Genomic DNA, 11,860 nt, shown 5'->3' on the forward strand with positions numbered 1-11,860 from the left:
CAGGCTTACTTCTGTGGCACGACGACGATGGTGTCGCCTGGTTTGCCTGGCTCACCTGGCTTGCCGTCTGCACCTGCCGGGCCAGTGGCGCCGACTGAGGCTGCGGCTCCTGGTTCACCCTGGGCGCCAGTTGCGCCGGGCGCTCCTGGTGCACCTGGTGCACCGGCAGGGCCAGGTACTGCAACTGGCACAGCGACTGGTACGGCTACAGGCACAGGAACAGCGACTTCTGTAGGCTTACGGTCGCAAGCAGTGGTTGCCATTACAGCAGCGAGTGTCAAAGCAAGGATAGAGATTTTCATGGGATTAGCCTCGGTAAATTAAATTTCAAAATAGTTCAATAACAATGCCATCACAGGATGCGCGCAATAAAGTTTTGCATCCGTACGCTGACGAACATACCGTGAATTTTTTTTGACCTATAGTGGCGATACCGGTAATACAAAGTGAAGTACAAAACCCTGGCTATCTGCGCTGTAAAAGCAATGGGAGTGGCTGGCGGGGATGAAATAGATTAAAGAAATAGATCAAAGAAGAAAAAAACCGCAGACCTGTAAAGTCTGCGGTTTTTTTTATTGACTATATCTGGCAGTGTTCGGTGCCGATATACGCTTACACGGTCTTACTTGGTTTTTGCCTTCAACAGTGTTTTTGGCAAAGGGTTCAACTCAGGCCAGATATGGCTGACAGTCACCGTATTACTCTTGTGGCAGCTAAAGCAATTGGTGCCGCCTGCCCAGTTGATATTCGAGCCCTGGTGCACGGTTTCCATCGTGGTATTGGCCAGCCTGCTGGTGCCGACCTGGTTGATGGCCGTGGCTGGTGGTTTGTCTGAATCAGGTGCGCGGCCACCAGTGGTCCAGGTTGAGCCTATCATCAGGTAATTCTTGCGTACATCGCCTGGTGCCAGTTGTGAAATGACGCTATTGTTGATGGACAACAAGTCAGTATTGGATTCAGGCGGGGTGATGACAGGGCCAGCATGGGTAGGGTCAGCCTGGCGTGGATTCTGGTCGGCAGCAGCGCCCCAGGGTTTCCAGCGTATGGTGTCATTTGGTTTGACTACACAAGGCTTGGTCGTGTCGGTGCAAGTGATGGTATTGCCTGCAGCCTTGTACAGGGTCTGGTTGAAAGGGCCTGTTGCGCCATCCTGGCTGAACAGCCATTTGCCCTTGGTATTTTGCGGCACCAGTTTTTCTGCACCATTGACGTCTATGTATTTGTATTCGGCATTTGGGGTATTGTCCATATGCTCAAAGGTCGCCCAGATCAGTTCAGGATTACCTTTCGCACTGCCGACCACGTGCACGCCTACCAGTGCCAGTTTGGTTTTTTTGTTCTTTACCGCGCCCTGTTTCAGCGATGCTGGCTGGTTGATGCTGACATCTGGTATTTCAGCATCGATGATGATGAATTTCTTTTTGGTCGCTTCATCAAAACCCGTGGTTTCTATCCATGCCAGCTTGACTTCAACAGCCAGTGCTTCTGGCGCTGCCAGGTCACGCAGGCCGGCTTTCTTGGCATAGGCAACCACGTCGGCCAATTCTTGCGCCGTGGTTGGATACATCAGGTTTGCTGGTGCATTTGGTTTTCTTTGCGTCAGGAAATAGGCAAACAAATCATTCGCGGCAATCGAGTAATACACCAGCGAACCATTTTGTGCGACCAGCACATTGCTGCCGCCTGCCTGGCCTATGGTCATATCGACTTCATTGCCAGCTGCATCCAGATAAATCAGACCGCCCTTGGCATCCCGCTTGAAACTTTGCACGATATTGCTGTCGGTACTTGCTGCTGTCAGCAAGGCAGTTTGCTTTTTTGGCAGGCGCGCACGCAGGTTGGCCACCAGATCAGTTTCTATCTGCTTGCCACCCTTGGCCAACAGGCTGACCTTACCAGCCGCACCCACTTCAACATGGTCTATTTCTACCGTTTTGCCCGTCTTGTCTATCGTGGTGGCCTTGCCACTAGGCGCCAGCTTGGGTGGCAAGACTTCAAACAATTTGCCTGATTTGTCAAAGGCCACAGGCAGATTATTCGGCCCCAGTTGCCGCAGCAAAGGGCTGAAGTTCATTGCCTGCCGGGTCAACTGCGGTATGAAGTTTCGCGCTCCGTTAACAGTTGGTGATACGCCATAGAAGGCAGAAGAAGAAAAGATATGATCACCACCGGGAAGCCCCTTCGGCGTGGGTGAAGTCAGCCACAAGAACATCTGGTGCGACCATTGATAAAAACTGCAGGCCGACGCATCAGGGAAATTCACACTGTCGGCAGCCTTTACCAGTCCACCGTTGGTGACACCGGCTGGCTCAAACCATTGCGCGAATGGAATTGGTGCTGGCCCACCGGGATTCGCCGGGGTAGAAGTAGTGCAGGTCGGTTTGGCATCGGGCGGCAGGATTTGCGCTTGTGCCAGCGGGCAAAGGCAAGCCGTAGCCAATAAAGAAATGCAGGTAGTCAGTTTAACTGCGTGGGCAGGCTTGCGCTGCTTGCGGTCAGACGTGTTCATGGTTTCCCTCTCGTTGGTTTTGTTTTGATGTGCGGTAGTGTCGGTAGTGTCGGTAGTGGCATTGGTGATGCGGATTTATCCGGGTACTACCGTAGCTTTCAGTGATAGCTGGGCTGCTGATGCCCGTTCTCATTCGCACCCTTCATCTGCATTTGAAAGATTATCATTTTTTTATTTAAAATTATAAAAAAGATTAGACTTTATGTTAATTATTGTTATTTTCTGGCTTGTTCTGCGCAATGCAAGCTCGTCGCCAGTATTCATATTTAAATTTAAAAACATTTGTCTATATCGATAAACAATTGTTTATAATATGGGGAAATCCCAAACCGTCAGGCAAGAACATGACCGCAACACCATCCAAAAAAGAACAGCTCTACCAGCTCATCGCTGCCCAGCCTTTTATTTCGCAGCAAGAACTGGCAGACCAGTCAGGCTTGTCGCGCTCAGCCGTGGCCGGGCATATTGCCGCGCTGATACGTGACAAACGTTTGCTGGGCCGGGCCTATGTCTTGCCTGATCAGCGTCCTGTGGTATGCATAGGCGGGGCGAATATAGATCGCAAATTGCGCACTTTGGGGCCGGTGCAGATGGGAACTTCCAACCCGGTCAGCCAGCATGAAGCCTTTGGCGGTGTTGCCCGCAATATTGCCGAGAACCTGGCACGCCTGGGCATGCCCACACGTCTGTTGTGCGCGGTGGGTGACGACGCTGCCGGGCGCAGCATGCTTGAGCATGCGCAATCCGTTGGCATTGATGTCAAAGCCTGCCTGCAGGCGGCTGGCATGCATAGCGGCAGCTATACTGCCTTGCTCAATGATGAGGGCGACATGGTGCTGGCATTGGCGCATATGGAATGCTGCGATGCCCTGACACCAGATTATCTGCATAGCCGCCAGACCCAGCGTGGCCATGCTGCCTTCACCATCATCGACTTGAATTTACCGACAGATAGCATAGGCTTGTTATTGCAAGAAGCGCATCAGCAAGCCATGCCGCTAATGGCCGTGGCTGTGTCTGAACCCAAGATGGCGCGCCTGCCGCAGGATTTGCAAGGCTTGCGCCTGTTATTATTGAACCAGGGTGAACTCGCAGCCGCTGTTGGACATGGCATACAAAACCAGGCGGAACTGGAAGCAGCCTGCAAACAATTACAGCAGCGTGGCGTGCAGGACATCATCGTCACCAAGGGTGTGGCAGGCGTGACATTTACCAATGGTAGCGGTATGCAGCACATGCCTGCGCCAGCAGCCAGCGTACGCGATGCCACAGGTGCGGGCGATGCCTTTGCCGCTGGCGTAGCCTGGTCTTTGTGTCACCAGCAAGATGATTTGCGTCTGGCCTGTGAATATGGTTTGAAGCTGGCAAAACTGACGCTGGAAAGCGATGCGACAGTGGCTGCAACGATCAGCCCGACTATTTTTGAAGAAGCTTAATGCGCAGCTAATGCACAACTAATGCGCAATTAATACTCGACTAATACGCAACTAGTACACGACTTATCCTGTATTTCTACAAAAGGAAACATCATGCAATCTTATCTGGTCTTATCCGACGAAGTTCGCGCTGCCCGCCTGGCGGCCAAGCCTGTGGTAGCACTCGAATCCACTATCATTTCGCATGGCATGCCTTATCCGCAAAACGTGCAGACTGCGCGTGAACTGGAACAAATCATCCGTGACGGCGGTGCCGTGCCAGCCACCATTGCTATCATGAATGGCAAAATCCACATAGGCTTGAATGACGAAGAACTGGAGTTACTGGGCAATTCGCCAGACGCCATGAAAGTCAGCCGCCGTGACCTGGCTTATGCACTGACCAATAACAAACTCGGTGCAACGACAGTGGCCGCCACCATGATCTGCGCAGCACTGGCTGGCATAGAAGTGTTCGTCACAGGCGGCATAGGCGGTGTACATCGCGGTGCTGAAACCAGCTTCGATATTTCTGCCGACTTGCAAGAGTTGGCACGCACCTCGGTTGCCGTGGTTTGTGCCGGTGCCAAATCCATACTCGACATAGGCCTGACGCTGGAATATCTTGAGACCCATGGCGTGCCAGTCGTCAGCGTAGGCCAGCCAGCCTTCCCGGCTTTCTTTACCGCCGACAGCGGCTACAAGGCAGACTTCCAGCTCGACACGGCAGAACAACAGGCAGAATTCATCCACGCCAAATGGACACTAGGATTAAACGGCGGCATCGTCATCGCCAACCCGGTACCTGTTGAATCTGCCATGCCCAAGGAAGAGATAGAATCCATCACCCAAAAAGCACTACAACTGGCAGATGAGATGGACATCACTGGCAAGGCCATCACGCCTTTCCTGCTGAACCGCATCAAACAAATGACGGAAGGCCGTAGCCTGGAAACCAATATCGCGCTGGTCAAAAACAATGCTGTCGTCGGTACGCAATTGGCACTGGCTCTGCATCATTTGCGCAAGCGCACAGTGTAAAATTTTGTAGGGTGCGCCGTGCGCACCCGCTCTCTGAAAAATACTATTGCTGTTATTCAAAGGTGCGCACAGCGCACCCTGTCCATCATCCCGCAGCTATCATGCAGCTCACTCCTGCGGCAATTCATGAATCACCAGCCCTGCATGCGGTGGCAAGGGTTTTTGCCATGACTTGTGGCGCAAGGCGCGTTTGCAGTCGTGGATGCCGGCGGCCCAGCGGGCTTCCATGGTCGCCATGCTGAAATCGACATCCTTGAAATAATTGTCGTCCGGCAGCGCCTTCATGATGAGGTGGACGACATTAATCGTGTGGTCGCAACCCATCTCCATCAGCGGTTTCAACTCTTCTTTCTTTCGTACTGCTGCGGGCAGGTGTTCGGTCAGCGTGCGTATCGCGCGCTGCATGTCTTGCATGCGCTGGTAGATCAGCAACTGCTCTGCCGAGCGGCTTGCATACTGTATGCTTTTATAGCGCGTCATCGCGCCGGCGATCGACTGTGGACGCGTTTCTGACGGGTCCCATAGATCAATCATGAAGCACAGCGCATCTGCTTTCCTTTCTTCATCCAGAAAGACATCAAGCGGTGTGTTGGAATATACCCCACCATCCCAATATGCGCGGTTACCTATCTTGACTGGTGCGAAGCCGGGTGGCAATGCGCCGCTGGCCATGATGTGTTCAACATCTATGCGTCCGCGCTTGCTGTCAAACACCACACCCTGGCCACTGTCGATATCCACGGCGCAAATGCTGACACGTATAGGGCCGTCATTGAGATAGTCAAAGTCCACATATTTTTCCAGTGTGGCTTTGAGGGGCGATGTATCGTAAAACCCTGCTTCTTCTATCGGCACCTTGGCATTGATGTCCCAGGCAGCACCAATGCGTGGTTTGAAAAACCCATTCACACCTTGCGTAATTGCAGTCAGGGTATTGAGATTGTTAGTGAGGTTCATCCATGGCGAAAAGCTAGGCCAAAAACTGTTGCGGCTGATCGCATCAGGTGCCAGGCTATCCCAGAATGCCCGCATTTGCGCAATGCGCGTCTCTGGCGGGTTGCCCGCGATCAGCGCAGTGTTGATGGCACCGATAGAGGTGCCTATAATCCAGTCCAGCGGGGTTTCTGCCTCATGCAATTGCTGATAAACACCCGCCTGATAGGCACCCAGGGCGCCGCCGCCCTGCAAAATCAATACGGTATCCTGGTTGGCCATGGATGCCTGCTTCTTCAGGCGAAACCGCCGAGTTGTGCCAGCTTGTGCTCTTCACCATCATGGGTGACCGAGATCAGATCGACTTGATATGCGGCATTTAGTTCATGACGCAGATGTGCGCCCTGGCTGACGGCGGCCATGAAATCATCGCCCGCTTCTGTAGATTTGACGACTTCATTTTGTTCATTACGGCTGATCAGACGATAGTGCATAAGTTCCCCGGGGAAATGTTGTTGTGATATTGATGGAGGCATTCTAACATGTGCATTTTGTATGCATATTTCACAGTGTAATAGCGAGGAAATCATCTTTGTAGCTAAACGTAAGTATGTATTGCTGACAAAATAATCGATGTCATAATGCTTCGCTTTATGATGCCGGAATACTGACATTACTGTTCCGGCTTGCGACACTTTCCGGAGCATGCTTATGCAAGGCGTGATTAAATTGGTGAAGCTGGTACGCATGCAGCCCACAGAGCGGCATTGCGAAATCGAGTTGTCACTGGCACCGCAGAACGAAGGGGCTGTACCCCTATATTTGGTCAATGTGCGTGAAGGCCATCCCAATGCCGAATGGCAGGAAAGCACCAGAACACCTTTCCCTGTCACCCTGAGCCAGGCAGAAGTTTTGTATGCCCAGGTCCTGGCCAGCAAGCTCGAACAGGGTTTCGTAGATACATCTGCACCTCCAGCTATTCCTGCTATTCCCGCTACGCCAGCAGCTCAGGACCAGGTCAAGGCTGATGCCATGCAATGGGGCCATTCTTCGCAAACCCTGGTGCAAAAAATCAGCAAACCAGCCTCTGTATCCGGACAAGAAAAAATCCTGCTTGATCGCCTGCCACCTCGCGCATGGTCGGGCCTGTCAAGGGCAGAGCGTACCCGCACAGTCTGGCGCATAGGCGAACGCCGCCTGCCTGCCGCCGTACCACGCTTGGTCGAATTACTCGGCGGCGCCGATGCCATGCTTGATTACTGCATTACCTATGCCATAGGCCGTTGTGGTGATGTTGGCGCCAAACAGGCCATGCATGAGCTGAGTCAGCGTTCCAAAGAGGCTCATGTCAAACACATGGCGCGGCAAGCCTGGCTGGCTTTGGCAACATCCGAAGAGGCGCAGCAATATGGGCATGGCTTGATCGCGCAATGGCCGGCTGATTTGCAAACTGCTTGGCAAAAAGCGCAGCAGGCCACGGATCTGGAAAAAGGCATGGATGAGGTATTACTCGCCCTGTTGTCTGCAAAGTCATGGGGTGCTTGGCGTCATGATGACTGGCTGGAGCAACTGGACATGATAGACCAGGCAGGCATCTCTTCACTGGCGCGGCCTTTGCTGTTGCAACAGTTGCGCAACCTGCCAGTGAATTTGCTGGTATTTCGCGCCTTCCGCCATTTGTATAAAACTGCAGAATTCCGCGCCGATGCCGAACTGTTCGGCATCCTGCACCAGCGTTTTGAAAAAACCTGGCCGCTGTTTTTGCTGAGTTCCAATACCAGCTACGTGTATCTGGAAAGACGTTATGTCAGCTATGCCGACGAAGTCAAAAAACCGAATACCCGGGTCGCCTATTCCAGCCTGACCCGCGATTATCTGCGCCGCCGCACCTGGCGCACGCTGCGCCGCCTGGGCGAGCTTGAAAGCGCCGATTTCACCAACATGGCAACGGGAGTATTGCTGGCCTGCGACGATGCGCACGCAGACAAGGCACATATACAAAGACTGGTTAACTGGAATTATCAGAGCCGTTCTTACACGACAGAACTGCGTTTTCTGTCCCCCTATGCCAGCTGGATGGTATTCAACCAGCTTGTGCACCAGCATGACAGCGAAGTCAAAACCAGCCGTACTGCACTCAAATGGTGGATACCCGCGACGACAGATAATCTTGATTACCCGCCACGCACGAAACGGCAGGAAGCCTTCCCAAAACTGTGGGATGCCGCACCAGAAAAATTGCTCTACCTGATGCAACACAGTCTGTGCCATGGCGTGCACGTCTTTGCTGCACGCGCCCTGGTGGACAATCAGGCTTATTGCGAGCAGCTAAGCTTGGAGCAATTGCAGGGCTTGCTGCAAAGCGCCTATCTGCCGACCAAAGAATTTGCTTTTGCCATCGTCAAACAACGCTTTGCACAGCAAACGCCAGACCTCAACTGGTTGATGATTTTGCTGGCAACGGATTATCAGCCTGCCGCAGATTTTGCACTGGTTTTTATCCGCAAGACACCAGAGCTGTATGCGCAAGACGCTGGCCTGATCGTGGCGATGATTACCAGCCCGTCGCAAGGCGTACGCGAAACTTGCCGTTTGCTGGCGCATGCTACGACTGCTGGGACGCGCCAGCTAATTTTGAACCGTCTGTCCATCTGGGCAAGACAGACCACCATGGCCGCCAACCAGATCGACGCTTTGCGAGATGACCTGCAGTGGTTGATCCAGAATGTACTGGCAGAACAAGTCGCGCAATTGCCAGACCACGATATTGCCGTCTGGTGTGATTTGCTGCAGGCAGCGCAATTCTGGCAACAGGCGCTGGCGACAGATATCTTGCTGGCCCACCCCGCTGGTATCGCCCATGTCTCACCACTGACATTGCGTGACTTATTGCAGGATACAGACCCTGGCAGGCAAAGCCTGGGTAGCCGTTTATTTGCGGCTTTGCCCGCCGATGTATTACGCCAGCAGCCTGATCTGGTCGCGACTCTCGCAACAGCGCTGGATGCGCGTGTGCGGGCGGCCATGACACCGGTGATTACCCAGCTCGCTACTGATGTGACTTTTTCTGGGAAACTGCTGGCACACTTTATCGATGTGATTTTCCGTAGCGATAATACTGATGGTGAAGAGAGCGTGCATGCCGACATCATCCACTGGTGCAGCGGCCCTTTGCTGACAGCAATAATGGACCAGCCTGTGGATATGCAATGGCGTCTGTTGCAGGCCCGTAGCAAGGGCGCGCAGGAACTGGGTGCCATGGTGTTGATACAGGCGAGCGGCACATTGGCTGCCAGCCTCGGCGTCCTGCAATGGGCTTTGCTGGGTAGGCACGCTGTCCTGCAAGTGCGGCTGCGTGCCCAACATTACTTCAGCCAGCATGTGCCTGAAGTGCGCGCCAGCCTCAACGATGCCCTGCGCATACTCGATACCCGCTGGCCAGAAACCCGTTCTTTTGCGGCAGATTATTTTGCCCGCAATATCAGTGCTGACGAATGGTCGCTGAGCCAGTTGCTGGCCTTGTGCGACCATCAGCAGGCTGCCATACAAAGACTGGGCAGGCAATTGATCACCCGCCACTTCCGTATCGAAGATGCCGCCGAATATGTATTGAGCCTTGCCCAGCATCCATCGGCCAACATGCAGTTATTTGTCAGCCAGTGGCTGGAGCAAAGTGTGCAAACGTATATTGATCAGCAATTGGCACTACAACACCTTCAGCAACTGCGTCCTTACTTCCTCAGCGTCTTGTCACATGTGAACAAAGCCCGCACGGTTAAAAACCGCGTGATCCGTTTCCTGCAGGATCAGGGTTTGCTGTCTGAAGCGCATGCACAATTTGTCGCACAGATTTTCACGCGTCAGGTATTGACCGTGGCGATACAGGACAAGGCGCAATACATCCTCGGATTGACGCAATTGCAGGCTGCGTATCCGGGGCTGGCTGATGCAGCCGATTGGCCCATGCAGCTCATTGCCCCACGATTGCACAAGGATGCAGTCACCATTTCTGCGGAGTCTGTATGAAGTTTGAATACCGCTATTTTGGCAATAGCCAGGTGAGTGACAGTGCCACTGCCACCAGCATGCAGTTCGCACCTGACACTTTGCGCACGCCCACATATTTTGCCGCCACCCTGCAATCCACGCTGGCGCTGGCTTACCGCGAAGCCATCAGTGCCATGCATGATGTGGTGGTGTCTGACCTGCGCACCCAGCCCAAGGACAGGACAGCTTACTTCGCCTGGCTGGCAGAGAATGAGGCCAGCCTGCTGGCAGATTTCATGGCGCAAGAAAAAGAGTTGCGCGAAAAAATCACGCCCTTGCGAGCAGAACTCACCAAGGTGCAGAATCAAAAGTATGGTCTCATGCAGCCTTTCTACAAGGCACAGCGCGAATACTTTGACTATCTGTACAAAGAAAACCGCGACATGTGGATCGTGCTTGACCCTGTCATCACGGTGCACCCTGATAAGGTGTTCTTTGAATGCTTCAGCCGCGATGAATCGACGTATGCCAGCCTGAGTTGCCGCCACAGTGTTTTCAAGCACCTTGGTGAATTTGCCTGCGGTACTACAAATATCGATTATTCGTCTGCGCTGTATGATGAGTTCCAAAAGATACGCGCCTACAAAGAAACCCGTTTTGAAATCCAGGCCGATGGTTTCCAGGTGCAAACCGGTCATGACGAACAATATCATGAAGCCAAGATAGATTTGCCTGACAGCTGGATGCGTGGCTTTTTGCAAGTCAGCACCGCCATGTCCATGCCTGCCCACAAGCTGGATTTACACCCCATGGATGTGCACAGCATCTGCCACATTCTGCGCCGCAAGACTGAGCGGGTAGGGCCGCGTTCGATACGCTTCATTCTTGAGTCAGGCCAGCCCATCACCATGCTGTTTGAACCCTGGGGCATCAAGCTGGTATGTCAGCGCTCTGTCTTCACTGGCAATGAGGCGGCAGAGGTCAGGATATGGGGCCGTCGCCGCTTGCTGACGCTGGAGAGGCTGATCGCCGTTGCCGACAAGTTCAGCGTCATGCTCATGGGCACAGGCTTGCCCAGCTTCTGGATCGCTCATCTGCCTGACATGGATTACACCCTGGGCTTGTCCGGCTGGACAGCCAATGACTGGTCACGCGCCGGGCAATTTGATTTGCTGGCACCGCGTCTGGATGTTGATGACAGCAAAGCGCAAGCCGTGGCACATGCCTTGTCTTCGCAATGGTCAGCCAGCACCGCCAGCCTGGCGCAGCAATTGCAACTCGACAGCAAACTGGTGGCATCAGCGCTGACCGGCCTCATGCAGGCAGGCCGCGTCGTGTATGACGCGGTGGATCAGGTAGCCCGCTGGCGCGATCTGGTGCGCGAACCCATCAATGTCGCCAGCCTGCGCTTTGCCAGTGAACGTGAATCCCTGGCGGCCCAGCTCGTACACAAAAACCTTTTGCTCGATTTGCAGTCAGCAAACCTGGCTGGTGGTGGTATCGAATGGAAAGCCAGCGTCAGCGCGAGTATCACGAACACCAAGAAACTCAGCAAGACCATGATCAGGCTGGACAATGATGACAGACTGGTGGAAGGCAACTGCAGTTGCGATTATTACGTGCGTAACCGCATGTTCCGTGGGCCTTGTGAACATATGCTGGCCATACGTCAGGTTGCAAATAGCAAGCAGTGAATTATTAGCGAAAAATTGCGCAGGCTGATTAGCGTCTATAAATATTTTTCGTTTGAGAAAGCTCGTTGAATTTAGAAATAAAAGAAGTAATGCATTTTTAGAAAGGCTGAGTAAGCGTAGCGAGCGGCCATAGTTTGAGTTAAGAAGCGCAGTCGTACGCATGTACGGCGAGCATCGCAGGCCCAAAATATGGTTGCGCAGTAGCTTAATCAGTTTTTCGTATTTACAGGAGGTGAGATAGACATTAGAATAGATTTTGGCAGGAAGGCTCTTGCAATCCG

At 53.2% G+C, this 11,860-nt stretch carries 8 protein-coding genes; 4 read left to right on the forward strand and 4 right to left on the reverse strand.

Going from position 1 to position 11,860, the window contains the following annotated elements; translation table 11 throughout:
* Positions 1-5: 5 nt before the first annotated feature.
* Positions 6-302 (reverse strand): collagen-like protein, encoded by a 297-nt coding sequence (locus ACO0LL_RS18060; RefSeq protein WP_422952220.1) that lies wholly within the window; start codon positions 300-302, stop codon positions 6-8.
* A 320-nt stretch (positions 303-622) separates the two neighbouring features.
* On the reverse strand, positions 623-2,509 hold the full coding sequence (locus tag ACO0LL_RS18065; protein WP_422952221.1) for a hypothetical protein: 1,887 nt from the start codon (positions 2,507-2,509) through the stop codon (positions 623-625).
* A 344-nt stretch (positions 2,510-2,853) separates the two neighbouring features.
* Between ACO0LL_RS18065 and ACO0LL_RS18070 the strand changes: the two genes are divergently transcribed.
* Entirely contained in the window at positions 2,854-3,945 is a 1,092-nt protein-coding gene (locus tag ACO0LL_RS18070) for a carbohydrate kinase (protein ID WP_422952222.1), read from the forward strand.
* Positions 3,946-4,038: 93 nt separating this feature from the next.
* Positions 4,039-4,965, forward strand: a complete 927-nt coding sequence (locus tag ACO0LL_RS18075; protein WP_162039659.1) for a pseudouridine-5'-phosphate glycosidase — start codon at positions 4,039-4,041, stop codon at positions 4,963-4,965.
* A 108-nt stretch (positions 4,966-5,073) separates the two neighbouring features.
* Here ACO0LL_RS18075 and ACO0LL_RS18080 read toward each other — a convergent pair whose 3' ends face one another.
* Both ACO0LL_RS18080 and ACO0LL_RS18085 read right to left on the reverse strand, forming a co-directional pair.
* The gene (locus tag ACO0LL_RS18080; protein ID WP_422952223.1) at positions 5,074-6,180 is read right to left on the reverse strand and encodes a patatin-like phospholipase family protein; all 1,107 of its coding nucleotides are present in this window, start codon (positions 6,178-6,180) and stop codon (positions 5,074-5,076) included.
* Between the two features lie 14 nt (positions 6,181-6,194).
* Positions 6,195-6,392 carry a hypothetical protein gene (locus ACO0LL_RS18085; RefSeq protein WP_162039663.1) on the reverse strand — a complete coding sequence of 66 codons (198 nt, stop codon included), beginning with the start codon at positions 6,390-6,392 and terminating at the stop codon, positions 6,195-6,197.
* 217 nt (positions 6,393-6,609) lie between these two features.
* Here ACO0LL_RS18085 and ACO0LL_RS18090 point away from each other — a divergent pair, with 217 nt between their 5' ends.
* Together ACO0LL_RS18090 and ACO0LL_RS18095 are read left to right on the forward strand one after the other, a co-directional pair.
* The gene (locus tag ACO0LL_RS18090) at positions 6,610-9,924 is read left to right on the forward strand and encodes a hypothetical protein (RefSeq protein WP_422952224.1); all 3,315 of its coding nucleotides are present in this window, start codon (positions 6,610-6,612) and stop codon (positions 9,922-9,924) included.
* Positions 9,921-11,579: an SWIM zinc finger family protein gene (locus ACO0LL_RS18095; protein ID WP_422952225.1), complete on the forward strand. Its 1,659-nt coding sequence runs from the start codon at positions 9,921-9,923 to the stop codon at positions 11,577-11,579. Before ACO0LL_RS18090 ends, ACO0LL_RS18095 begins: the two co-directional genes overlap by 4 nt.
* Positions 11,580-11,860: the final 281 nt, after the last annotated feature.

This window comes from Undibacterium sp. TC4M20W (genome assembly GCF_049340245.1).
GTDB lineage: Bacteria > Pseudomonadota > Gammaproteobacteria > Burkholderiales > Burkholderiaceae_D > Undibacterium.

Bases quoted from the DNA above. Each gene is read 5' to 3' on its own strand.
- ACO0LL_RS18065 (WP_422952221.1), bottom strand. From the start codon at position 2,509: ATGAACACGTCTGACCGCAAGCAGCGCAAGCCTGCCCACGCAGTTAAA.
- ACO0LL_RS18090 (WP_422952224.1), top strand. From the start codon at position 6,610: ATGCAAGGCGTGATTAAATTGGTGAAGCTGGTACGCATGCAGCCCACA.
- ACO0LL_RS18075 (WP_162039659.1), top strand. From the start codon at position 4,039: ATGCAATCTTATCTGGTCTTATCCGACGAAGTTCGCGCTGCCCGCCTG.
- ACO0LL_RS18080 (WP_422952223.1), bottom strand. From the start codon at position 6,180: ATGGCCAACCAGGATACCGTATTGATTTTGCAGGGCGGCGGCGCCCTG.
- ACO0LL_RS18060 (WP_422952220.1), bottom strand. From the start codon at position 302: ATGAAAATCTCTATCCTTGCTTTGACACTCGCTGCTGTAATGGCAACC.
- ACO0LL_RS18095 (WP_422952225.1), top strand. From the start codon at position 9,921: ATGAAGTTTGAATACCGCTATTTTGGCAATAGCCAGGTGAGTGACAGT.
- ACO0LL_RS18085 (WP_162039663.1), bottom strand. From the start codon at position 6,392: ATGCACTATCGTCTGATCAGCCGTAATGAACAAAATGAAGTCGTCAAA.
- ACO0LL_RS18070 (WP_422952222.1), top strand. From the start codon at position 2,854: ATGACCGCAACACCATCCAAAAAAGAACAGCTCTACCAGCTCATCGCT.